Source organism: Rhodopseudomonas pentothenatexigens, assembly GCF_900218015.1.
GTDB lineage: Bacteria > Pseudomonadota > Alphaproteobacteria > Rhizobiales > Xanthobacteraceae > Rhodopseudomonas > Rhodopseudomonas pentothenatexigens.
On the sequence record NZ_UFQQ01000047.1, the window covers coordinates 1 to 21,580 of the forward strand.

General features: G+C 66.1%; 20 protein-coding genes and 2 pseudogenes. 16 read left to right on the plus strand and 6 right to left on the minus strand.

The window, feature by feature from the left end:
* Both DWA33_RS25825 and DWA33_RS24135 read left to right on the plus strand, forming a co-directional pair.
* A pseudogene (locus tag DWA33_RS25825) lies at positions 1-103 on the plus strand (integrase core domain-containing protein); the annotation flags it as partial.
* Positions 82-261 (plus strand): annotated as a pseudogene (locus tag DWA33_RS24135) (integrase core domain-containing protein); the annotation flags it as partial. The pseudogenes DWA33_RS25825 and DWA33_RS24135, both read left to right, overlap by 22 nt.
* A 112-nt stretch (positions 262-373) precedes the next feature.
* On the opposite strand, the gene pdxR reads toward DWA33_RS24135, so the two are convergent.
* Positions 374-1,915: a MocR-like pyridoxine biosynthesis transcription factor PdxR gene (gene pdxR / locus DWA33_RS24140; RefSeq protein ID WP_114361022.1), complete on the minus strand. Its 1,542-nt coding sequence runs from the start codon at positions 1,913-1,915 to the stop codon at positions 374-376.
* Positions 1,916-2,153: 238 nt separating this feature from the next.
* On the opposite strand from pdxR, the gene DWA33_RS24145 reads away from it, so the two are divergent.
* From DWA33_RS24145 to DWA33_RS24175, 7 genes are all read left to right on the plus strand, one after another.
* Positions 2,154-3,797 carry an amidohydrolase gene (locus tag DWA33_RS24145; protein WP_114361023.1) on the plus strand — a complete coding sequence of 548 codons (1,644 nt, stop codon included), beginning with the start codon at positions 2,154-2,156 and terminating at the stop codon, positions 3,795-3,797.
* Positions 3,794-4,750 (plus strand): CobW family GTP-binding protein, encoded by a 957-nt coding sequence (locus tag DWA33_RS24150; RefSeq protein ID WP_114361024.1) that lies wholly within the window; start codon positions 3,794-3,796, stop codon positions 4,748-4,750. Before DWA33_RS24145 ends, DWA33_RS24150 begins: the two co-directional genes overlap by 4 nt.
* A 91-nt stretch (positions 4,751-4,841) precedes the next feature.
* Positions 4,842-6,449 (plus strand): ABC transporter substrate-binding protein, encoded by a 1,608-nt coding sequence (locus DWA33_RS24155; RefSeq protein WP_114361025.1) that lies wholly within the window; start codon positions 4,842-4,844, stop codon positions 6,447-6,449.
* Positions 6,450-6,477: 28 nt separating this feature from the next.
* Positions 6,478-7,458, plus strand: a complete 981-nt coding sequence (locus DWA33_RS24160; RefSeq protein WP_114361026.1) for an ABC transporter permease — start codon at positions 6,478-6,480, stop codon at positions 7,456-7,458.
* Positions 7,455-8,363 (plus strand): ABC transporter permease, encoded by a 909-nt coding sequence (locus DWA33_RS24165; RefSeq protein WP_114361027.1) that lies wholly within the window; start codon positions 7,455-7,457, stop codon positions 8,361-8,363. Before DWA33_RS24160 ends, DWA33_RS24165 begins: the two co-directional genes overlap by 4 nt.
* 2 nt (positions 8,364-8,365) lie before the next feature.
* The gene (locus DWA33_RS24170) at positions 8,366-9,364 is read left to right on the plus strand and encodes an ABC transporter ATP-binding protein (protein ID WP_114361028.1); all 999 of its coding nucleotides are present in this window, start codon (positions 8,366-8,368) and stop codon (positions 9,362-9,364) included.
* On the plus strand, positions 9,361-10,419 hold the full coding sequence (locus DWA33_RS24175; protein ID WP_114361029.1) for an ABC transporter ATP-binding protein: 1,059 nt from the start codon (positions 9,361-9,363) through the stop codon (positions 10,417-10,419). The genes DWA33_RS24170 and DWA33_RS24175 overlap by 4 nt, the downstream gene beginning before the upstream one ends.
* 126 nt (positions 10,420-10,545) lie before the next feature.
* On the opposite strand, the gene DWA33_RS24180 is transcribed toward DWA33_RS24175, so the two are convergent.
* Both DWA33_RS24180 and DWA33_RS24185 read right to left on the minus strand, forming a co-directional pair.
* Complete coding sequence (locus tag DWA33_RS24180) at positions 10,546-10,956, minus strand: flagellar basal body rod protein FlgC (RefSeq protein WP_114361030.1); 411 nt, start codon at positions 10,954-10,956, stop codon at positions 10,546-10,548.
* 135 nt (positions 10,957-11,091) lie between these two features.
* Complete coding sequence (locus DWA33_RS24185; protein WP_114361031.1) at positions 11,092-11,988, minus strand: PepSY-associated TM helix domain-containing protein; 897 nt, start codon at positions 11,986-11,988, stop codon at positions 11,092-11,094.
* An 810-nt stretch (positions 11,989-12,798) separates the two neighbouring features.
* On the opposite strand from DWA33_RS24185, the gene DWA33_RS24190 reads away from it, so the two are divergent.
* From DWA33_RS24190 to DWA33_RS24205, 4 genes are all read left to right on the plus strand, one after another.
* The gene (locus DWA33_RS24190; protein ID WP_114361032.1) at positions 12,799-13,140 is read left to right on the plus strand and encodes a hypothetical protein; all 342 of its coding nucleotides are present in this window, start codon (positions 12,799-12,801) and stop codon (positions 13,138-13,140) included.
* Between the two features lie 77 nt (positions 13,141-13,217).
* The gene (locus tag DWA33_RS24195) at positions 13,218-13,622 is read left to right on the plus strand and encodes a hypothetical protein (protein ID WP_114361033.1); all 405 of its coding nucleotides are present in this window, start codon (positions 13,218-13,220) and stop codon (positions 13,620-13,622) included.
* Between the two features lie 234 nt (positions 13,623-13,856).
* Positions 13,857-14,198: a phasin family protein gene (locus DWA33_RS24200; RefSeq protein ID WP_114361034.1), complete on the plus strand. Its 342-nt coding sequence runs from the start codon at positions 13,857-13,859 to the stop codon at positions 14,196-14,198.
* A gap of 140 nt (positions 14,199-14,338) precedes the next feature.
* The gene (locus DWA33_RS24205) at positions 14,339-14,560 is read left to right on the plus strand and encodes a hypothetical protein (RefSeq protein ID WP_114361035.1); all 222 of its coding nucleotides are present in this window, start codon (positions 14,339-14,341) and stop codon (positions 14,558-14,560) included.
* A 47-nt stretch (positions 14,561-14,607) separates the two neighbouring features.
* Here DWA33_RS24205 and DWA33_RS24210 read toward each other — a convergent pair whose 3' ends face one another.
* Both DWA33_RS24210 and DWA33_RS24215 read right to left on the minus strand, forming a co-directional pair.
* Positions 14,608-16,296: an MFS transporter gene (locus tag DWA33_RS24210; RefSeq protein ID WP_114361036.1), complete on the minus strand. Its 1,689-nt coding sequence runs from the start codon at positions 16,294-16,296 to the stop codon at positions 14,608-14,610.
* 133 nt (positions 16,297-16,429) lie between these two features.
* Positions 16,430-17,347 (minus strand): LysR family transcriptional regulator, encoded by a 918-nt coding sequence (locus DWA33_RS24215; protein ID WP_114361037.1) that lies wholly within the window; start codon positions 17,345-17,347, stop codon positions 16,430-16,432.
* 100 nt (positions 17,348-17,447) lie between these two features.
* On the opposite strand from DWA33_RS24215, the gene DWA33_RS24220 reads away from it, so the two are divergent.
* Positions 17,448-18,437, plus strand: a complete 990-nt coding sequence (locus tag DWA33_RS24220) for an aldo/keto reductase (RefSeq protein WP_114361038.1) — start codon at positions 17,448-17,450, stop codon at positions 18,435-18,437.
* Between the two features lie 63 nt (positions 18,438-18,500).
* Here DWA33_RS24220 and DWA33_RS24225 read toward each other — a convergent pair whose 3' ends face one another.
* On the minus strand, positions 18,501-19,301 hold the full coding sequence (locus DWA33_RS24225; protein ID WP_114361039.1) for a HesA/MoeB/ThiF family protein: 801 nt from the start codon (positions 19,299-19,301) through the stop codon (positions 18,501-18,503).
* 184 nt (positions 19,302-19,485) lie between these two features.
* On the opposite strand from DWA33_RS24225, the gene DWA33_RS24230 reads away from it, so the two are divergent.
* Both DWA33_RS24230 and DWA33_RS24235 read left to right on the plus strand, forming a co-directional pair.
* Positions 19,486-20,829, plus strand: coding sequence for a peptidoglycan-binding protein (locus DWA33_RS24230; RefSeq protein ID WP_114361040.1), 1,344 nt, complete (start codon positions 19,486-19,488; stop codon positions 20,827-20,829).
* 101 nt (positions 20,830-20,930) lie between these two features.
* A complete protein-coding gene (locus DWA33_RS24235) occupies positions 20,931-21,455 on the plus strand; it encodes a hypothetical protein (protein WP_114361041.1) in 525 nt (174 codons plus the stop codon).
* Positions 21,456-21,580: the final 125 nt, after the last annotated feature.

Here is a 21,580-nt window from a genome sequence, read left to right on the forward strand (position 1 = left end):
GAGGCAATGCTGCGCGAGCTCGGCATCGTGCACCGTTACACTCGGCCTTACCGCCCCCAGACCAACGGCAAGATCGAGCGCTTCTGGCGGACCCTGGACGACGACGTGATCGACGGAGCCACCTTCGACAACCTCGACCACTTCGCCAACGAGTTGTTCGAATACATGGTCTATTACAACAACTTCAGGCCCCACCAGGCCCTCGGCGGCAAAACCCCGAAGGACTTCGCCGCCGACAAAAAAATCCGATCACCGAATTAGTGAACTCGCACAATTGCGAGCGAAGCGAAGCAATCCAATGCCGAGCATGGAGCTTCTGGATTGCTTCGTCGCTTCGCTTTTCGCAATGACGCGGAGAGGCTGCGACGTCCGATCAGCTCTCGAGTTGCTGTGACAGTACCTTGCCGAGCCGTTCGATACCGACCTCGATACGGTCGGTGCGGATCGAGGAGAAGCCGAGCCGGAAGCAGTGCCGGCTCGCGGTTTCGTCCATCGAGAACACCGCACCGGGTTCGATCACCACGCCCTGTTCGAGTGCGGCCTCGGCCAACACGGTGGCGTCGATCGAGGTCGGGCAGGTCACCCAGAAATTGGTCGAGCCCAGCCCGCGCGAGAAGCTGCAGCTCGGAAGGTGTTTCGGCAGCAGCTGGTCGAGCAGTTTGGCGCGCTCCAGCAGCACGCGGCCGACCTGGGACAAATGCGCCCGATAATGCCCGAGGCCGATGAACAGCGCGGCGACGCGCTGATTGTTCAGCGGCGGATGCCGCAGCATCAGCCGGCGCAGCGCGCGCAGTTCGCGGATCACCGGCGCCGGGGCGACGACGTAGCCGAGCCGCAGACCCGGCGCCAGCGCCTTCGACAGGCTGCCGACGTAGAGCACGTTGCTGGCGCGATCGAGGCTCTTCAGCGGCGGCAGCGTCGCCGATTCCGGCATCAGCTCGCCTTCATAATCGTCCTCGACCACCACGACGTCACCGGCGGCGGCGGCCTTCAACAGCTCCACCCGACGCGGCAGCGGCATCGTCACCGCGGTGGGGCACTGATGACTGGCGGTGACATAGGCCAGCGCGCAGCTTTCGAACGTCGCGTCCGGCACCAGCCCTTCACTGTCGACGCCGAGCGGCACCACGTTCGGCGTCAGCATCCGGAAGATGTTGCGGGCGTCGGGATAGCCCGGCTCTTCGATGCCGACCTTGGTCTGACCGTTGATGAACAGCGTCGCGATCAGATACAGCGCGTGCTGGGCGCCGATCGTCATCATGATCTCGTCTGCGCGGGCGTGGATGCCGCGGCGCGGCAGCACCTGGAGTTGCAACTGCTCGATCAGCGCCGGATCGTCGCCGTCGATCAGGTCGCGCGCCCAGTTGTTGATCTCCGGCACGCTGAGCGCGGCGCGCGCGCTTTCACGCCAGTCGTTGGTCGGAAACAGGCTCGGGTCGAACTGACCAAAGATGAACGGATACGGATGGGTCTGCCAGTCGAGCGGCTTGACGATGTTGCGATGCGCCGACGGTCGGACCGCGAACCGGCCGGCCCAGTGATCGTCGCCGCGGCTGGTGACCTCGGCGAGCCCCGCCGGATCGGTGGCGAATTTCTTGGGCAGTCCCGCGACGAAGTAACCGCTGCGTTGCCGTGATACCAGGAAGTTCTGATCGACGAGCTGTTCGTAAGCGATCACCACGGTGTTGCGCGACACCTTCAGCACGGTCGCAAGGTCCCGGCTCGAGGGCATCTTCATGCCGAGCGGAAGCCGGCCGTCTTCGATCGCCGTGACGATGATCTGGCGAATCTGCAATTGCAGAAACGAGCCGCCACGATTGAGGCCGCGAAACAGCGCGCCCCAGAACAGATCGTCTTTGCCTAATGAGGCGGCATCCGATGAGGCAATTGCACCAGCCTTGGGCGCGCGTGCCACGGTGGACTCCCGATATGTAAGCTGTGCTAGCTTTCCCAAGACGCTATACCCTGACTGACACGACGGCGCGAAACAGCTGTAATCGCAAGCATGAGGCCTTTACCGGCTCGGTGCAAGAAGCGAGCCACGGAAGGCGGCGGCTGGCGCATGGCCCTGGCTCCATTCGTGCTCGGCATCTGGCGCTAGTGCCGCCGGGTCGATCGCTTCACGCTCTCAGTCGCAAGCCCGGAGACTAAGCGTGACGTCTGAAACTGTCGTTTATTCCGCCCGCAAGATTATCACGATGAACCCGTCGAGGCCGGTCGCAACTCATGTTGCGGTGCGAGACGGGCGGATCATCGCGACCGGGACGGCCGACGAACTGATCGCGGGTGGCGCCCGGCTCGATACACGCTTCGCCGACAAGGTGCTGATGCCCGGCTTCGTCGAAGGCCACAGCCACATCATGGAAGGCCTGATGTGGAAGCAGCCGTATGTCGGCGCGTTCGACCGAAGGTCGCCCGAGGGCAAAGTGGTGTCCGGCGTGCCGGACATCGACGCGATCGTCGCCCGGCTGCAGCAGGCCGAGGCCGAGATGCCCGACGACGGCTCGCCGCTCTACGCCTGGGGGTTCGATCCGCTGCATATCGGCGGCAAGATGCTGACCCGGCAGGATCTCGACAAGGTATCGACCAAGCGTCCGGTGCTGGTGGTTCACGCTTCCTTCCATATCAACAACGTCAATACGCTGACCTTGGAGCGTGCCGAGCTGCTGCGCGCCACCGATATCTCCGGGGTGGTGGCCGGCGCCGATGGGCTGGCCAGCGGCGAGCTTCAGGGCATTCCGGCTCGGATGCGGCTGTTCCGTGCGCTAGGTCACAACCCGCTGGCTGGTACCATCACCGAGGCCGACGTCCGGCGCTACGCGGCGTCGTCCTGCGTGCAAGGCGTGACCACCATCACCGACCTGCACAACGACCTCAACGATCCGACCATCGCGGTGTACCGCAGCGTGACCGGCGAGGCCGACTTCGGCGTCCGCCTGGTGCCGGCGTTGGCTGCGGTGTCGCATACTCCGGAGCAGGCGATCGCCAAGCTCGAAAGCCTCCGCGACCATGCCGGCGACAAGCTGCACTACGGCATCGTCAAGCTGGTGGTCGACGGCTCGATCCAGGGCTTCACCGCGCGGCTGCGCTGGCCCGGCTATCACAACGGCGCCGCCAACGGGCTGTGGTACATCGCGCCCGACGAGCTGCCGCGGCTTGTCGAGGCTTACCACCGCGCCGGCGTGCAACTTCACATTCATACCAACGGTGACGAGGCCACCGAAGTTGCGCTCGATGCGATCGAAGCGGCGCAGGTCGCGGCGCCGCGACCCGATCATCGTCACACTTTGCAGCATTGTCAGATGGCCAGCGCCGCGCAGTTCCGGCGGATGAAGAACCTCGGTGTCTGCGTCAATCTGTTTGCCAATCACCTGTATTATTGGGGCGACGCGCATTACGAGCTGACGATGGGGCCGGAGCGCGCCGCGCGGCTGGATGCCACCGGGACCGCGCAGCGGATCGGGGTGCCGTTCGCGATCCATTCCGACGCCCCGGTGACGCCGCTCGCGCCGCTGTTCACGGCATGGTGCGCGGTCAACCGCGTCTCGTCGAGCGGCCGTGTACTGGGGCGGGATACCGAAGCGCTCACCGTCGAGCAGGCGCTTGCTGCAATCACCATCGGGGCGGCCTATACTTTGAAGATGGATCATCTGGTCGGCAGCATCGAAACCGGCAAGTTCGCCGACTTCGTCGTGCTCGACGACGATCCGCTGTCGGTTGCGCCGGAGCGGCTCAAGGACATTGCCGTCTGGGGCACCGTGGTCGGCGGTCTCGTCAAGGAGGCGCCCCGCGCATGACGGCAGCGTCCGCGACCATTCCAGTCACGGTGATCGGCGGCTTTCTCGGCGCGGGCAAGACCACCTTCGTCAACCATCTGCTGCGCAGCGGCGGTCCGCGCACCGCGGTGCTGGTCAATGATTTCGGCGAGGTCAATGTCGATGCGACGCTGATCGCGAGCCACGACGGCACCACGATGACGCTGACCAACGGCTGCATCTGCTGCAGCATCGGCACCAGCTTCATCGATACGATGTGCAGGGTGCTGGATGCCGCCGTGCCGTTCGAGCGGATCGTGATCGAAGCCTCCGGCGTCGGCGATCCATGGAAGATCGCCGAGATCGCGCTGATCGAACCGTCGCTGCGGCTCGACCGGGTGATTGTGCTCGCCGATGCCAGTCGGATCGCGCAACTGATCGACGATGCGCGGGTCGGCGACACCGTCCGCGGCCAGTTCGGGCGCTGCGCCGTCGTGCTGCTGAACAAGACCGATCTGGTCGATGCCGAGGCTCTGACGGTCGCGCGTGCCGCGGTGCGGAGCCTGCGCCCGGACGTGCGCATCGTCGAAACTGCACAAGGCGCGATGCCGACGCTAGCCGAGCTAGAAACGGCTGCGTCGTCTAGCGGTTTCCGAGCCGACGCAGTTGATGCCGCAGCGATCGATCACGGCACGACCTTCAAGAGCTGGGCGTATCGCCGTGCCGGCCAGTTCGATCGTAACCGGCTGGCCTGCGCGGTCGACAAGCTGCCGCCGCAACTGTTGCGGCTGAAAGGCTCCTGCCGCCTCGCCGGCGAGGACGACGTCAAGGTGTTTCAGATGGTCGACAGCGTCTGGAGCTTGTCGCCCGCCGATGCCGAGCCCGCAGAGCCCGGAATCGTCCTGGTGGGCGTCGGCACTGCCGACCTGCCGCCGCAGGCCGACCTCGATGCGATCCTCGACCGTGCGCTCGCGCGCGCAGAGGCCGCGTCGTGACGGCGGCCTTTTCCTCCTTCGACCCCGACCGCAGCCGATTCGCTCCGGTTTCCATGCGCCATTCATGCCTCTCGACAGCGGAGTCCCGACCATGAAGTTGACCAAGCGATCCTTCCTCGCCGGAGCCATCGGCGGTGCGGCCCTGATCGGCCTGCCATTCGAATTCACCGCGCGGGCCGCTGAAGGCGGCAGCGGCGGCACGCTGGTGATCGGATCGACCCAGGTGCCGCGGCACTTCAACGGCGCTGTTCAATCCGGAATCGCCACCGCGCTGCCGAGCACGCAGATCTACGCCAGCCCGCTGCGCTACGACGACAATTGGAATCCGCAGCCGTATCTGGCCGAATCCTGGGAGGTGTCGAAGGACGGCCTGACGGTGACGCTGAAGCTGGTCAAGAACGCCACTTTCCATGACGGCAAGCCGGTGACGTCCGAGGACGTCGCGTTCTCGATCATGACCATCAAGGCCAATCATCCGTTCAAGACGATGCTGGCCGCAGTCGAGAGCGTCGATACGCCCGATCCGCACACCGCTGTGATCAAGCTGGCGCATCCGCATCCGGCGCTGCTGCTGGCGATGTCGCCGGCGCTGATGCCGATCCTGCCCAAGCACGTCTACGGCGACGGCCAGGACGTCAAATCGCACCCCGCCAACCTGAAACCGATCGGCTCCGGCCCCTACAAGCTCGCCGAATACAAGCAGGGCGATTACTACACGCTGGAGAAGTTCGACAAGTTCTTCATCCCGGGGCGGCCGAAGCTCGACAAGATCGTGGTGCGGCTGATCTCGGATCCGAGCGCCCTGATGGTGTCGGTCGAGCGCGGCGACATCCACGCTGTACCTTACTTCACCGGAGTGCGCGACATCGAGCGGCTCGAGAAGGCGCCCAATGTCGTCGTGACCGACAAGGGCTTCGCCGGCCTCGGCGCGCTGAACTGGCTCGCCTTCAACACCAAGAAGCAGCCGCTCGACGACGCTCGCGTCCGGCAGGCGATCGGCTACGCCGCCAACCGCGACTTCATCGTCAAGAAGCTGATGGGCGGCAAGGCGATGCCGTCGACCGGGCCGATCGCGCCGGGCTCGCCGCTGGAGGAAAAGGCCGTCGAGCAGTACAAGTTCGACGTCGCCAAGGCCAACAAGTTGCTCGACGAGGCCGGGCTGAAGCCGGACGGCAACGGCGTCCGCACCTCGCTGACGATCGACTACATCCCCGGCAACGACGAGCAGCAGCGCAACGTCGCCGAATATCTGCGTTCGGCCTTGAAGCGGGTCGGCATCAATCTGGAAGTCCGCGCCGCGCCCGACTTCCCGACCTGGGCCCAGCGCGTCGCCAATTTCGACTTCGACCTGACGATGGACACGGTGTTCAACTGGGGTGATCCGGTGATCGGTGTCGATCGCACCTACCTCAGCTCGAATATCCGCAAGGGTATCATCTGGTCGAACACCCAGCAGTATTCCAATCCGAAGGTCGATGGAATCCTCGGCCAGGCAGCCAAGGAAACCTCGCCCGAGAAGCGCAAGGCACTGTATTCGGAGTTCCAGAAGATCGTCGTCCAAGACGCGCCGATCTTCTACATCAACGCAACGCCTTACCACAGCGCGTTCGCCAAGGGACTCGCCAGCCTGCCGACGACGATCTGGGGTGTGGCCTCGCCGCTCGATGAGCTGCATTGGGCCACGCCGCCGAAGAACTGACCCGCCACTCTCGATCGACGAAGCATCAATGGCCCTCCTCACCCATCTGTTCGGAAAATTCGCCAACGCCGTCGTGCTGCTGCTGGCGGTGCTGGTGATGAATTTCTGCCTGATCCATCTCGCACCGGGCGATCCGGTGCAGGTGATCGCCGGCGAGATGGGTGGGGCGTCGCCCGAGGTGATCGCGGCGCTGCGGGCCAAGTACGGCCTCGACCATAGCCTGCTCGAGCAATTGTTCACTTATCTCGGCAAGGTGGCGCACGGCGACTTCGGCTATTCCTACTACTTCAACCAGCCGGTGCTCGGCCTCATCCTGCAGCGGCTGCCGGCGACGCTGTATCTGGCGGCGGCGTCGCTGGTGGTCGCCGTGCTGATCGGCACGCTGCTCGGCGTGATCAGCGCGCGGCGGCCGAACGGCCTGCTCAGCCACGGCGTCACCGTGCTGGCGCTCGCCGGCCACGCGGCTCCGATTTTCTGGACGGGGCTGCTGCTGCTGCTGCTGTTCGGTTCGGTGTGGCCGATCCTGCCCGTCAACGGCATGACCGACGTGGTCAACCCGAAGACCGGCATGGCCTATGTGGCCGATGTCGCCAAGCATCTGGTGCTGCCGTCGATCACGCTGGGGCTGGTGTTCGTCGCGCAGTATTCGCGGCTCGCCCGCGTCAACATGATCGACGTGCTGTCGGCAGACTACATCCGAACCGCTCACGCCAAGGGGCTGCCGGAACGGGTCGTTCTGGTCAAACACGCATTGCGCAACACGCTGATCCCGATCGTCACCGTGGTCGGCTTGCAGTTCGGCAACCTGTTCGCCGGCGCGGTGCTGGTGGAGACGGTGTATTCTTGGCCCGGTATGGGACGACTGGTGTACGACTCGATCCTGCGCCGCGACTACCCGACGCTGATGGGCGTGCTGTTCTTTTCTGCCCTGATGGTGATCGCGGCCAATATCCTTACCGACCTGGTGTATCGCCTGATCGACCCCCGTATCCGCGCAGGTGCCCGATGAGCACGATGGAGTCCTCGCTCGCGATGGCGCAGAAGCCCGTTCCCGGCGTCACCAAGGTCCCGAAGGCTGTTTCGCCGGCCCGGGCGGCGATCCGCCAGTTCATGAAGAGCCCGTCCGGCGTCGCCGGCGCGATCCTGCTGCTGGTTCTCCTCGTCGGCACCGCGATCGGACCCTGGCTGTACCCGGTCGATCCGCTCGACATCGTCGGACTGCCGTTCGCCCCGCCGGACGCCGACGCTCTGTTCGGCACCGATTATCTCGGCCGCGACGTGCTGGCCGGATTGATCTACGGCGGCCGCGCCACGCTGACCGTGGGAGCGGTCGCGGCGCTGATCACGATCGTGATTGGTGTTACCGTGGGCGCGCTCGCCGGGTTCTTCGGCGGCTGGGTCGATGCGCTCCTGGTGAAGATCGCCGAGTTTTTCCAGGTGCTGCCGCCGCTGCTGTTCGCGATGGTGCTGGTGACGCTGTTCGGCCCGAGGCTGTCGACCATCACGCTGGCGATCGGCGCAGTGAGCTGGACATCGGCGGCGCGGCTGACGCGCGCCGAGTTCATGCGGCTGCGCGATCTCGATTTCATCAAGGCCTCGCGCGCCGCCGGAGCCGGCAATCTGCATCTGATCCTGCGCGTGGTGCTGCCGAATGCGCTGCCGCCGATCATCGTGTCGGCGACCCTGGCGATCGGCACCGCGATCCTGTTCGAGGGCGGCCTCAGCTTTCTCGGCCTCGGCGATCCCAACACCATGAGCTGGGGTCTGATGATCGGCCAGAACCGAAACTACGTGCTCGACGCCTGGTGGGCGGTGACATTCCCGGGCGCCGCGATCTTTCTCGCCGTGCTCGCGGTCAGCCTGGTCGGCGACGGCGTCAACGATGCGGTCAATCCGCGGCTGCGACGGAGGTGACGATGGCCCCGGTGCTCTCGGTCGAGAACTTGAGCGTCAGCATGACCAATCGCGACGGCGATCTGGTGCCGGTGCTGGAGAATCTGTCATTCACCGTCGACAAGGGCCGCACCATCGCCCTGGTCGGTGAATCCGGCTGCGGCAAGAGCATGACCGCGCTGGCGATCATGCGGCTGCTGCCGGAGGGCTTCGTCATCACCGACGGCCGCATCCTGCTCGACGGGGAGGATCTGCTCACCGCCCGGTCGAAGCGGATGCGCGCCCTGCGCGGCGACAAGATGTCGATGGTGTTTCAGGAACCGATGACGGCGCTGAACCCGCTCTACACCGTCGGCGACCAGATCGCCGAGGTGCTGTATTATCACCGCCGGCTCAGCCGCAAGGACGCCGCCGAACAGGCGGTGCAATTCCTGAAGGCGGTGCAGATCCCGGCAGCCGAGCAGCGCGCCAAAGCGTATCCGCATCAGATGTCCGGCGGCATGCGGCAGCGGGTGATGATCGCGATGGCGCTGGCGTGCCGGCCGAAGCTGCTGATCGCCGACGAGCCGACCACCGCGCTCGACGTCACCGTGCAGGCGCAGATTTTCGATCTGCTCGCCCAGCTCCAGGACGAGACCGAGACCGCGATCGTGCTGATCACCCACGATCTCGGGGCGGTCGCCGAACTCGCCGACGATATCGCGGTGCTGTATGCCGGCCGCTGCATCGAGACCGGGCCGGCGCACCAGATCGCCGCCGCCCCGCGCCATCCCTACACGCGCGGCCTGCTCGGCTGCGTGCCGCATCTGACCGTCGGTGTCGCCAAGCCGGACGAATGGATCGACCTCGGCGAGATTCCCGGCATGGTACCGGGGCTCGGCAATCGCGGGCCGGACTGCGCCTTCCTGGCGCGCTGCGCCAACGCCTCCGAATTATGCCGTTCGAAGCCGCAGCCGCCGCTCGGAAATATCGAAGCCGGACATGCGGTGTCGTGCTGGCGCGCCGAGGAGATCGCCGCATGATGATCCACGAAGACCTGCGCGCCGGCGAGGGCGATCCCTACCTGCTCGACGTCAACGATCTCGTCGTGCACTTTCGCACCGGGCGGAAGCGGCCGTGGGCCAAGCCGTCGTTCGTCCACGCGGTCGATGGCGTCAGCTTCCGCGTCAAGCGCGGCACCACCTTCGGCATCGTCGGCGAAAGCGGCTCGGGCAAATCCACCACCGCACAGGCGATCATGCGGCTGGTCGCGGCAACGTCGGGGCAGGTGGTGTTCCGCGGCGAAGACATCATGCCGCTCAGCGGCGAGCCGCTGCGCAAGGCGCGCAAGCATCTGCAGATCGTGTTCCAGGATCCGTTCTCGGCGCTCGACCCGCGCCGCCGCGCCGGCGACCAGATCCGCGAGCCGCTCGATCTGCTGGAGATCGGCAGCCGCAGCGAGCGCGATGCGCGGGTTCGCAAGCTGCTCGCCGAGGTCGGCCTGCCGCCGGAAGCCGCCGACCTGTTTCCGCATCAGTTCTCGGGCGGTCAGCGCCAGCGGCTGTGCATCGCCCGCGCACTGGCGCCGGAGCCGGAGCTGATCGTCTGCGACGAGGCGGTGTCGGCGCTCGACGTCGCGATCCAGGCACAGATTCTGAACCTCTTGAAGAAGCTGCAGCGCGAGCGCGGGCTCACCTACATCTTCATCTCGCACGACCTCGGCGTCATCCAGCAGTTCTGCGACGAGATCGCCGTGATGTATCTCGGCAAGATCGCCGAGCAGGCACCGGCTTCGGCGCTGTTCACCGCGCCGCGCCATCCCTACACGTGGTCGCTGGTGTCGGCGGCGGTGCCGCCCGGCCCGCTCCGCGACGAATTGAAGGCGAAGTATCTGGTCAAGGGCGAGCCGCCGTCGCCGGTCGATCCGCCGCCCGGCTGCCGCTTCGCGCAGCGGTGTCCGTTCGCCGAGGCGCGCTGCCGCGAGGAGCTGCCGTTCCTCGATGCCACCGGCCACGAACACTACGTCGCCTGCCACCGCAAGGACGAGATCGGCGCGCCCGACTTCTCCCCGCGCGTGGCGAGCGGGCCGATCGGTTGATCGCTCGGCGGCGAGTTGTCCGGGGCGTACTATCGACTTCCGTCATTCCGAGGAGCGCAGCGACGACGCAATCCAGCTCCGTGCACCAAGCTGGATTGTTTCGCTTCGCTCGCAATGACGGTATCGTTACGCTGTCGCGTCGAGCAACGCCTTGCTCATCTCGCGATCAGCCTTCAGCGAGGCGAGATTAGCGGTGTAGCTGTATTTGGCGACCATCTGGCCGATGAATTCCTGCGCCAGATCGACGTTGGGCGCCGCCACCATGCCGTCGGCATCGGCGAACGGCGCCTGCGGGTCGGATACCGGGACAGTGGCGGGCGAAGTCGTGGCGAGGCTAGTCTGAGTGCCGCCGGTGGATGTGTCGGTCTGATTGACCTGCAGGGGCTTGTAAGCCTGCGGCGCACCTGCCGGCAGGGTGCCGTTGGCGCCGGGCAGCGCCCCGGTCGACTGCTGATTGGCGATGTTGCTGGCTGAGACTTCCAGCCGGCGGGTCGCTGCTTTCAGGCCGGAGACGGCAATCGACGAGATGCTGGACATGGACGGGCTCGCTGCGGCTGACAGGTGCGGGCAGCAGACGCCTGCACCTCCCAACGATCCGTGCACCGCTACGGTGCAATTTGAGCGAACCGGTCAGCGGGTTTTCAATCCTGCCGGCGCGTCGCGCAGGGTGAGCTAGGCTGGCTCCGCCACCGGCCGCGGCGGCCGCCGCCGCAGCTTGCGCCGGGTCCACAGCCAGACGCCGGTGATCAGCAGCCCGAGCAGCACCACCGAGGTAACGACGTTGACGGTGCCGGACAGCCAGGTCGACCAGTTGCCTTCATGCAGCAGTCGCGGCCAGTTGCGCGGCAGCGGCGTGACGCCCTCCGGCGTGAAAGTGTAGGCGCGCAGTTCGCCGTCTTCATAGATCCGCGCCATCATCCGCCCGCCGCGGTTGGCGATCATCGCCAGATGCGACACATCGTGCGACCGCGCGATCTGCTGCACCGCGTCGGTCAGCTTGATCGTCATCCGCGCCGGCGGCGGGCCGCTGGAGAATGTCAGTCCGGCCGCCATGCACAGCGCGGTGAGCGGGCTGAGTACCAGCAGCGGCAGCGTGAACCACGCGGCGCCCTTGTGCCAGCCGGCGAGGCTGTTGCGCAGTCGCGGCAGCCCCATCAGCGCGCCGATCGCCATCAAGATCGTCAAGGCGATGGTCGAGGCGATCACCAGCCATTGGTAGCCGAGCAGGCGCTCGTGGGTGCGGCGCGCCCACAGCAGCAGATCGCCGGTGGAGTCGCTGGCGGCGGCAGCATCACCCGTGGTCAGATCGATCGGTGGCGCCTTGATGCCGAGCAGACGAAGCTGCTGCCCGGTGGCGTTGATGGCGAGGCCCCGAGCCTGGCCTTGCGGATCGTAGCGTTCGATCAGGCCGGTGAGGCGGGTGGCATCGAGCGTCCCGGCCGGCAGGCCGCCGCCCTGCAGCATCGGCTCGACCGACAGGATCAGTCCGGTGACGATGATGGCAAGCAGCGGCAATGCAAAGACGAGACTGGTCCAGCGATGCAGTTTGAGAAGAAATGCAGTGTTCATGATGAAACTTCGCGGTTGCGGTCAGCGGCGAGAAGCACAGGGGGCTCGTCGTTGATCAGGCTTGAACGTCGCCGGCGGCGTCTGGCGTCGGCGCTACGGAGTTCGTCCGCTGCATGACTCGGGGCTCAGCCTCGATGTCGCGGCGAGCGCTCGCACCTCCTCGCATGAGGCGGGTGGAGCGCAGCGTGTTGTAGGCCCTCGAACCTATCGATTCGCTGACAAGGTTCCACAGAGCACCAAGCCCCAGGGTCTGAGCCCGGTTCTCGCGCCGAGGCCGTCCAGTCGCTTCCTGAGCCGAGCGATGCCGGCAAGCTGGGGTCCGATCTGTGCCGAAGTGATTCGGGGCGCGATCCTGATGGCGTTCTGTCCGGGAAATGCCGAATCACCGGCAATCCGGATTGGGCGGTGCTTCGCGATTCTCTGCCGTGGTCGCCAGATCCGTCCCGTCCGAATCCACGCGAGCTGGTGTGCGTCGCGTTGCCGCCCTCCGGCGAGACCCTGATGGCGGACTCGACAGGCCAGTCGAACAGCCCGCGTGTCCGGCAAATCACCAACTCGCGCAACTCGATGAGTGACGGTAACATTGAAAACTTCGGACGTGGCAAGATCCGCGACCAATGCCGGACGATGGTGATCGACGTCTCGCCGGGGTGCGCTCGAGCGCGCGCCGATTGGCAGAGGCTCATCCTTAGTAGCGGTTGCTCTGTCCTTAAGCGTGCTGAAACTTGCGCCTGTTGAAATTCCCGGGTGTTGATAACATGCTGCAGTTGCAAACCGTCTGGTGATAATTCCAACAGGTATGGAGGTAGTATGCGCTCCTCATCGATGATCTTCCTCGGTGCCATCGCGTTCGTCGCCGCATTGTCGGTCGTGAATCAGGTCGGTGTGCCGCATCCGACGCTGATCGAGCCGGCCATCGCCGCGACCCCGGTCGCGCCGCCGGTCAGCGCCTTCCGCACGGTGACGTCGTCGACCTGTTCGTCCAACGGCTGCCCGACGTCCTGCGAGGCGGATGAAGCGCTGATCTCCGCGATCTGCATCGGACCGAGCAGCGCCAAGTTCAGCGACAATCTTACTCTGGAGAACGGGCAGATGACCGCGAGCTGCGGCCCGAGCTCCTCCACCATCGTGGTGTCCTGCGCCCGCAAGTAGCGCAGGCAGTTCGCTTCTGGGAGCCGGCGGCCGGTCCAAGCACCGCGGGCTCCCGTCAGTCTCAAAGGTTCTCTCCGATGCAAAACTGGTTCATCGCACTCGCCGTTGCAGTGCTGCTGCTCATCGGCTTCGCCGCCGGACCGATGTCCGTCGTCGTCGCCTTCCTTGCGTTCTGGGTCACGCTGTACCTGGTGTGGGCTCGCGACCTCGGTTTCAAGGACACTTGGTCGCGCTACGGCCTGCAGCGCGTCAAGCCGCCGTTCTGGGCGGCGGAGAACAAGGTCTGGTTCTTCCCGATCTTCGAGGACCGCACCAAGGTGGTGAAGGCCGCGGCGGTGCCGCTGCTGATCGTCGCGTTCAGCCTGATGCTGCCGACCTCGGTGGTGCGCGTCGGGACGTTGATCGTGCTGGCGTGGTATTGCCTGGAGATCTATCGGTCGCAGAAGGGCATGGACCAGATCGACCGCGCCCGCTTCAACTAACTCCGCAGGCGCCGTCGTTCTCGGCGCCAACGACGACATCGGCAACGGCGGGTGTGGCCCGGCCCCATGCCCGCCGTTGGCGTGCCGCGGTTAGGCATCGTTAAGGGCTCCACAGTTAGTACTGGACGGCGCTGCAGATTTTGCGATCATTGTCGCGCGCAAATGGCGAGCACAGGGCTCCGGTCGTGCGGCCATCTGGTGCTTGGGTAGCCGGGGAGCCTCGAGGAGATCGCGATGGCAGACAAGAACTCGTCCGACGTCATCCTGAACATGATGACCAAGAACCTCGATCAGGCGCGCGGCGCGATGACCAACTATCTCGATTTCATCGGCAAGAGCATGTCGGTAGTGCCGATGGGCCAGAGCAGCCAGGCTACTGCGCTCAAGGGGTATGTCGATCGCAACGTCCAGGCCACGTTCGATTTCTCGCAGCAGCTGCTGCATGCCAAGGACTTCCAGGACGTTGTCCGGATCCAGACCGAATTCCTGCAGACGCAATTCCGGGTGCTGACCGATCAGGCCAAGGAGGTCGTGGAGATGACGCATCCCACCGTGATCGTTCCGAGCGACGGATAGCGAGAGTCCTGCCGACCGGCCTGCGAGGAGCAGGGAGGCCGGGGCTTGCTGCGAGCGCGCAACGCCGGCTCCTGGGAACGGTGGCGAATGGATCGCATTGATGGAGCTGAGTACGTTCAGCTCGGATTTGGATGCCAAGCATGTTGAAGGTGATCGTTCCGTTTGTTTCGCTCGCTCTGATGGCCAGCACCGCAGAGGCGCAACAGCAACGCCGCCCCGATCCCGGCTGTGGCCGCGACGTATCGCGGTTCTGCCGGGCGGTGATGAACGAGTCCGATGGCGTGATCCTGAACTGCCTGCAGCAGCATCGCGCCAAGCTCAGCGCCAAATGCGCCAAGGTGCTGGCCGATCACGGGCAGTAGTGCCCTCGCGAGAGGCGTCGCCGAAGCGATGATGACCGGGGCGGTGGTCAGGTCGATCCGCCGCTGACGCCGGCGACCGGCAGCACTTCCGTCGCGGCGGTGCGATCGGGTGACTCGTCTTTCCACCGCACCGAGCCGAACGGCCGTTCCAGCATGCGACGAACCCGCACCGGCTCCGACCCGCGATGGAACGCGATCGCACGGCGGTGCAGCGCGCGGTCCTCCTGGGTCGAACGGCTGCGCTGACGCAGATAGTCGAGCCAGGTCGGACAGTGATAGCGCTCGGTCCACAGTTCCGGATCGGCAACGTCGCGGGCGATCGACCAGCCATAGGCGCCGTTGCGCTGGCGGCTGAGCTGCACCTCCTGCATCACGTTGTGAAACGCGCGCGCCTCCTCGGCGTCGACCCGGTAGTCGATCTCGATCACCACCGGCCCGCTGCGCGAGGTCAGGGCGAGCTTGACCTCCGGGTCGGCGAGCAGTTCGGCGTCCTCGGTGCGGGTCCCGACCGGCGGCATCGGCAGCAGGAAGGCGAGCACCGGGGAGGCCAGCATCGCCAGTCCGGACAGCAGCATCGACGGAGCGACGCCGGCCAGGTCGGCGACATGACCCCAGCCCCAGCTTCCGATCGCGATGCCGCCGGAAATCGATGCCTGGAACGCCGCCAGCGAGCGACCTGCGACCCAGCGCGGCGCCGAAAGTTGCACGCCGATGTTGAACAGTGCGATCGCCAGCATCCACACCGCGCCGGCGATCACCAGCGCGGCGGCGGTGAGCAGCGGCGAGCGGCTGATCGCGACCACCGCCATCGCCACGCCCATGATCATCGCGCACAGCCGCACTGCGGCTTCGCTGCTCAGACGCTGCCGCGCGATCCCGACATTGAGCGCCCCGATCACCGCGCCGATCCCGAACGCTCCGAGCAGCAGGCCGTAGGTTTCGGCCCCGCTGTGCAGCAGGTCGCGCGCCACCAGCGGCATCAAGGCCAGCACCGAGCTGCCGGCCACGCCGGTCACCAGCGTGCGGGTCAGCACGATGCGGATCGCCGGCGAGTTGGTGATGTAGCGCACCCCGGAGACGATCGCGCGGTTGAGCCGCTCCGGCGGCAGCCGCGGCGGATCGCTGACCCGCCGCCACAGCAGCAGCACGATCAAGAGCGGCAGATACAGCACCGCATTGGCGGCGAAGGCCGCCACGGCGCCGGCGGCCGCCACCACGATGCCGCCGACCGCCGGGCCGAAGCTGCGCGCGATGTTGTAGCTGATGCCGTTCAGCGCCACCGCGGCCGGCAGCGTTTCGGCCGGCACCTGCTCGGATACCGAGGCCTGCCAAGACGGTCCGAACAGCGCCATGCCGGTGCCGATCACGAAACAGAACAGCAACAGGTTGTTGGGCGTAACCAGACCGAGATGAGCGAATGCCGCCAGCGTCGTGGCGCCGGCGAGACCGATGCCGAGCGCGGCCAGCGCAACCAGCCGGCGGTCGTACATGTCGGCGATCGCGCCGGCCGGCATCGCCACCAGCATGATCGGCAGCATCAAGGCGGTCTGCACCAGGGCCACCATATCGGCCGACGCGGTCATCTGCGTCATCGCCCAGGCGGCGCCGACGCCGTTGATCATCAGGCCGAGATTGGACAACAGGCTCGCCAGCCAGATCCGCCGGAACAGTGCGTGCCGCAGCGGCGCCGCGATCCCGTCGCCGGAAAACAGCCCGCGCTTCGCCGTGCCCGCCATCTGGCTCTGACCCTCCGCCGCCCTCACCGCATCGCCGATTCAACGGCGCTCCAAACAGTGATGCCTGCGAAGCGCTCGCACTGTCCAGAGCCAACGCTTCAGGAACTGAGAGCCAAGGTTCGATACGAAGCGCTCAGCGGATACGCGCGGTGCCGGGCCGTCTACGCCAGTTCGCTGCGAAATCGATGAAGGCGCGCAGTGCCGGCGGCGGCTGGCGACGGCTGGGATAGTATAGGAACGGCCCGGGAAAAGGATCGCACCAGTCGGCGAGCAGGCTGACCAGCCGGCCGGCGGCGAGGTCGTCGCGGACGTAATCCTCGAAGATCAGCAGCACGCCGAGGCCGTCGCGCACCGCGCGCAGCGCCAGCGCGATCGAGTTCGCCCGCAGCGGTCCGCGCGGTGCGATCCGCAGCGTGCGGCCGGCCTTCTCGAATTCCCAGTCCGGGATCACGCCGCTCTCGTAGCGGGTGCCGATGCAGCGGTGATCGAGCAGGTCGCGCGGATGTTGCGGCGTGCCGTGCCGCGCCAGATAGTCCGGTGTCGCCACCGCCGCGTAGTGCTGTGGCGGCCCGAGTGGCACCGCCACCATGTCCTGCGCCAGATGCTCGCCGTAGCGCACGCCGGCGTCGAAGCCCTCGGCGACGATGTCGATCAGCGCGGTCTGCGCCACCACTTCGAGCTCGATCAGCGGATGCGCGGCGAGGAACGGCGCCACCATCGGCGCCAGCACGAGTTCGACCGCCGGTGCCGGCGCGTTGATCCGCAGCCGCCCCGACGGCACGTCGCGCAGTCCGCGCACCTGGTGGAGCGCGGCATCGACGTCGCGCAGCGCCGGCCCGATCCGTCCCAGCAGCATCTCGCCGGCCTCGGTCAGCGCCACGCTGCGGGTGGTCCGGTGCAATAGCCGCACCCCAAGCCGCTCTTCCAGCTCGCGCAGCCGCTGGCTCAGCCCTGAGGCCGACACCTGCTGCTCCTTGGCGGCCCGGCGGAAATTCCGGGTCCGCGCCACGGCGGCGAAAGCGGCGAGGTCGCGCAGGTCGAGGTCGGTCATTGTGCAGCATGTTGAACAAGCTGTTCGGGATTGTCCAGCTTATCGTACGGGGCAAAGCCGGCCATATCGCCGGCATCGATCCATTTCGAGGAGAGCCACCATGAACATGTGCAAACTCGGCCGCACCGGCCCCACGGTTTCCGCCATCGGCCTCGGCTGCATGGGGATGTCGGACGTCTACGGCCCGACTGACCGCGGCGAGAGCATCCGCACCATCCACGCCGCGATCGACGCCGGCGTCACGCTGATCGACACCGGCGATTTCTACGGCATGGGTCATAACGAGATGCTGATCGGCGAGGCGCTGAAAGGCGGCAAGCGCGACGCCGTTCAGCTCAGCGTCAAGTTCGGCGCGCTGCGCGATCCGCAGGGCGGCTTTTCCGGCTTCGACGGCCGCCCGGCCGCGGTGAAGAACTTCCTCGCCTACACGCTGCAGCGGCTCGGCGTCGATCACATCGACATCTACCGCCCGGCGCGGCTCGATCCAAACGTGCCGATCGAGGACACCATCGGGGCGATCGCCGAACAGGTGCAGGCCGGCACGGTCCGCGCCATCGGTCTGTCGGAGGTCGGCAGCGAGACCATCCGCCGCGCCGCCAAGGTGCATCCGATCGTCGATCTGCAGATCGAATACGCGCTGATCACCCGCGGCATCGAGGATGACATTCTGCCGACCTGCCGCGAGCTCGGCATTGGCGTCACCGCCTACGGCGTGCTGTCGCGCGGCCTGATCAGCGGCCACTGGTCGAAGGATCGCACCGGGCAGGATTTCCGCAGCCACAGCCCGCGCTTCCAGGGCGCCAATCTCGACACCAACTTGGCATTGGTCGACCGCTTGCGCGGGATTGCGGACAGCGCCGGATGCTCGGTGGCACAGCTGGCGATCGCCTGGGTCCTGGCGCAGGGCGACGACATCGTCCCGGTGATCGGCGCCCGCCGGCTCGACCGGCTGAACGAGGCCCTCGGCGCGCTGTCGGTGCAGCTGTCGCCGGCGCAGCTCGCCGAGCTGTCGGCTGCGATCCCGCGCGACGCTGCCGCCGGCACCCGCTACGCCGCAGCCCAGATGGCGTTTCTCGATAGCGAGAAGTAGGATGCACTCTGCCTCACGTCGTCTTCAAGACAGTCGACGCGAGCAGGGAGTCTTATCAGTGGGTCAGACGTGCGCGCTGAGATCGGTGATGGTCGGCGCATCGCCGTTCAGCGGATTTTGCGGGTCGCGGCTGTAGCGCAGTGTCTCGAATCGCATGGCGCGGGCGTCGATCATCACCAGCCGGCCGACCAGGCCTTCGCCGAATCCGACGATCTCGCGGATCGCCTCCAACGCCATCATCGAACCGAGCACGCCGGCCAGCGCCCCCATGACACCGGCTTCTTCGCAGCTCGGCACCGTGCCGGCCGGCGGCGGTTCCGGAAACAGGCAGCGATAGGTCGGGTTCGGCTCGCCAGCGGCGTTGCGTTCATGGGCGCGGATCGTCGTCAGCGATCCGTCGAACTGGCCGAGTGCGGCGGTGATCAGCGGCTTCTTGGCCAGATAGCAGGCATCGGACACCAGATAGCGGGTGGCGAAATTGTCCGAGCCGTCGAGCACCAGGTCGCAGCCGCCGATCAGCGCCAGCGCATTGGAGCCGTCGAGCCGCACCCGGTGCTGCACCACGCGTACGTTGGGATTGAGCGCCAGGATCCGGTTGGCCGCGCTGTCGGCCTTGCGGGCGCCGATGTCGGGCGTGGCGTGGATCACCTGGCGCTGCAGATTCGACAGCGTGACGATGTCGTCGTCGACGATGTCGAGCGTGCCGATGCCGGCCGCGGCCAGATACATCAGCACCGGCGCGCCGAGCCCGCCGGCGCCGACCACCAGCACCCGCGCACTCTTCAGCGCCGCCTGCCCGGGGCCGCCGACATCTCGCAGCACGATGTGGCGGGCGTAGCGTTCCAGTTCCTCGGCACTCAGCATGATCGGATGGTATCCTTCACTTCCACGGCCACACCGGCGCCGTCATTTGGAAGACGCGCATCCGGCTCATCCTCTCCGGCGGGTAAGCCGTCGCTCGGTGCCGGGCGTCGAACCGGCGCAGCGTTGGCGCCGACCAAGCGGTTGTGGTTATTTGTGCATGGCGCAACGTTGTTCGGGAATTGTCATGAGATCGATGCTGGCTGCAACCCTGATCGTCGCCGGTGCCGCCACCCTGCCGGTGCATGGCGCCCACGCCGCGCCAAAACAGACCGCGGCTGCGTCACCCGCGGCGCAGACGCCGGTGGAGACCGCGAAAACGCTGGCGCAGGGCGAGCGCCAGGCGATCCAGTCTGATCTCGCCTGGACCGGCGATTACAACGGCCTGATCAACGGCGAAGTGTCCGACCGGATGATCGCGGCGATCAAGCAGTTCCAGACCAACCAGGGTCACAAGCCGACCGGCGTGCTCAATCCCCAGGAGCGCGGGCAACTTGGCCAGGCAGCGCGCAAGCTGCAGGCCAGCGTCGGTTGGAAACTGGTGGCCGATCCGGTCACCGGCGCGCGGCTCGGCGTGCCGATCGGGCTGGTGCCGCAGCAGGCTTCCGACGCCAACGGGACGCGCTGGACCTCCTCCACAGGCACGATCCAGGTGGCGTTGTCGCGGCGCAAGGAGGCGGACGTGTCGATCGCCAAGCTCGCCGAGCAGGAGAAGAAGCAGCCCGGCCGCAAGGTCGAATACAGTGCGGTGCGGCCCGACTTCTTCGTGCTGTCGGGCACCCACGGTCAGAAGAAGTTCTACATCCGCGGCAGCTTCAAGAACGCCGAAGTTCGGATCCTCACCGTGCTGTACGATCAGGCCACCGAAGGCACGATGCAGCCGATCGTGGTGGCGATGTCGAGCGCCTACGATCCGTTTCCGGCCGGTGCGCAGGCCGGCCCGCCGCCGCGCAAGAAGGTCGAGTACTCGACCGGCACCATCGTCGGCGCCGACGGTGCGATCCTGGCCGATCGCGAGGCGGTCGACGGCTGTCTGTCGATCGTCGTCGCCGGCTACGGTCCCGCCGATGTTGCCGATCGCAGCAAGGAGTACGAGCTGGCGCTGCTGCGGATCTACGGTGTGTCCGAGCTCAAGCCGCTGCCGATCGGCGGCGGCGCCGCCAGGCCCGGACCGGTCGAGGTCACCGGCGTCGCCGATCCGCAGAGCCAGGGCGGCGGCGCGGCCGCTACCACGGTCAAAGCCCAACTCACCCCGGCCGGCAGCACCAGTGGCTCCGCCGTGACACCGCCGCCGATCCTGGGCTTTTCCGGCGCGCCGGCACGGGATGCAGAGGGGCGTTTCGCCGGGCTGACGGCGCTGCGTGTGCCGCTGCTCGCAGGACCGGCTGACAGTGCCGCGGCGCCGCAGGCGACGTTGATCACCGCCGACACCGTCCGCAGCTATCTAACCGGCCTCGGCGTGAAGCCGGCTGAAGGCAGCACCAAGGATGCCAAAGAGTGCGTCGTTCGTGTGATCTGCGTGCGGAAGTAAGCGTCGAGCAGCTCGGCTTGCCCAGCAAATTAGGGTTGGTCGGATCGACGCGTCTCATTATCTTCGGCTGATATTTATGAGATTGCTGAAAGCGGAATTCCGTGAAGCCGATCGTCTATTGCGGCGAGGAGATGCCGATAGGTCATCTCGCGCCAATGAAAATTGCGTGCCCCTGCGCGCCGATGAATCGGGAGTTGCTGATCGACGTAGGCTTCGCCAATCATTGCTATACAGAGAAATTCATCCAGGGCATCCACTCGCCCGACCAGATTGTCGTGACTGAAGCGAAAAATCGACACAGAGTGTTCTGTCCGATCCGGTACGAGCTTTCCTTCAGGCTCCCAAAGTTGATCGAAGCTCTGCCACGCAGCAAGGTTCACCAGACCTCGCAACGTCGCAATTACGTTTACGTCGTTCGGCTCGAACTGGAGAAGCGTCCTTACGAGATCTATTTCATGCTCCAAAGGGCCGCGAACAATGCCGAGGCCGATTTGCGCCTAACGGTCGAAAGCGCGTACCTCGCTGAAACGGGCTCGAATGTCAGCAGACGTCCGAACAGCATTCGCTTCGTGATCCTGGCGTATAAGATCTTGGCTAACCAGCCGGTCAGGTTCGCGCCACGTTGAAACGAAAAAGACCTCCCCGAAGGGAGGTCTCAGACTGCTGACAAAGTCCTCGCCATTGGCGGGGGCTTTTGATTCCATGGGGGATGCTTCGCAAACCCTCACCGCAACAGACTTCGATCGAGATG

Excerpts from the sequence above, each read along its gene's own strand:
- DWA33_RS24150 (WP_114361024.1), top strand. The coding sequence starts at position 3,794 with ATGACGGCAGCGTCCGCGACCATTCCAGTCACGGTGATCGGCGGCTTT.
- DWA33_RS24155 (WP_114361025.1), top strand. The coding sequence starts at position 4,842 with ATGAAGTTGACCAAGCGATCCTTCCTCGCCGGAGCCATCGGCGGTGCG.
- DWA33_RS24160 (WP_114361026.1), top strand. The coding sequence starts at position 6,478 with ATGGCCCTCCTCACCCATCTGTTCGGAAAATTCGCCAACGCCGTCGTG.
- DWA33_RS24165 (WP_114361027.1), top strand. The coding sequence starts at position 7,455 with ATGAGCACGATGGAGTCCTCGCTCGCGATGGCGCAGAAGCCCGTTCCC.
- DWA33_RS24170 (WP_114361028.1), top strand. The coding sequence starts at position 8,366 with ATGGCCCCGGTGCTCTCGGTCGAGAACTTGAGCGTCAGCATGACCAAT.
- DWA33_RS24175 (WP_114361029.1), top strand. The coding sequence starts at position 9,361 with ATGATGATCCACGAAGACCTGCGCGCCGGCGAGGGCGATCCCTACCTG.
- DWA33_RS24180 (WP_114361030.1), bottom strand. The coding sequence starts at position 10,956 with ATGTCCAGCATCTCGTCGATTGCCGTCTCCGGCCTGAAAGCAGCGACC.
- DWA33_RS24185 (WP_114361031.1), bottom strand. The coding sequence starts at position 11,988 with ATGAACACTGCATTTCTTCTCAAACTGCATCGCTGGACCAGTCTCGTC.
- DWA33_RS24190 (WP_114361032.1), top strand. The coding sequence starts at position 12,799 with ATGCGCTCCTCATCGATGATCTTCCTCGGTGCCATCGCGTTCGTCGCC.
- DWA33_RS24195 (WP_114361033.1), top strand. The coding sequence starts at position 13,218 with ATGCAAAACTGGTTCATCGCACTCGCCGTTGCAGTGCTGCTGCTCATC.
- DWA33_RS24200 (WP_114361034.1), top strand. The coding sequence starts at position 13,857 with ATGGCAGACAAGAACTCGTCCGACGTCATCCTGAACATGATGACCAAG.
- DWA33_RS24205 (WP_114361035.1), top strand. The coding sequence starts at position 14,339 with ATGTTGAAGGTGATCGTTCCGTTTGTTTCGCTCGCTCTGATGGCCAGC.
- DWA33_RS24210 (WP_114361036.1), bottom strand. The coding sequence starts at position 16,296 with ATGGCGGGCACGGCGAAGCGCGGGCTGTTTTCCGGCGACGGGATCGCG.
- DWA33_RS24215 (WP_114361037.1), bottom strand. The coding sequence starts at position 17,347 with ATGACCGACCTCGACCTGCGCGACCTCGCCGCTTTCGCCGCCGTGGCG.
- DWA33_RS24220 (WP_114361038.1), top strand. The coding sequence starts at position 17,448 with ATGAACATGTGCAAACTCGGCCGCACCGGCCCCACGGTTTCCGCCATC.
- DWA33_RS24225 (WP_114361039.1), bottom strand. The coding sequence starts at position 19,301 with ATGCTGAGTGCCGAGGAACTGGAACGCTACGCCCGCCACATCGTGCTG.
- DWA33_RS24230 (WP_114361040.1), top strand. The coding sequence starts at position 19,486 with ATGAGATCGATGCTGGCTGCAACCCTGATCGTCGCCGGTGCCGCCACC.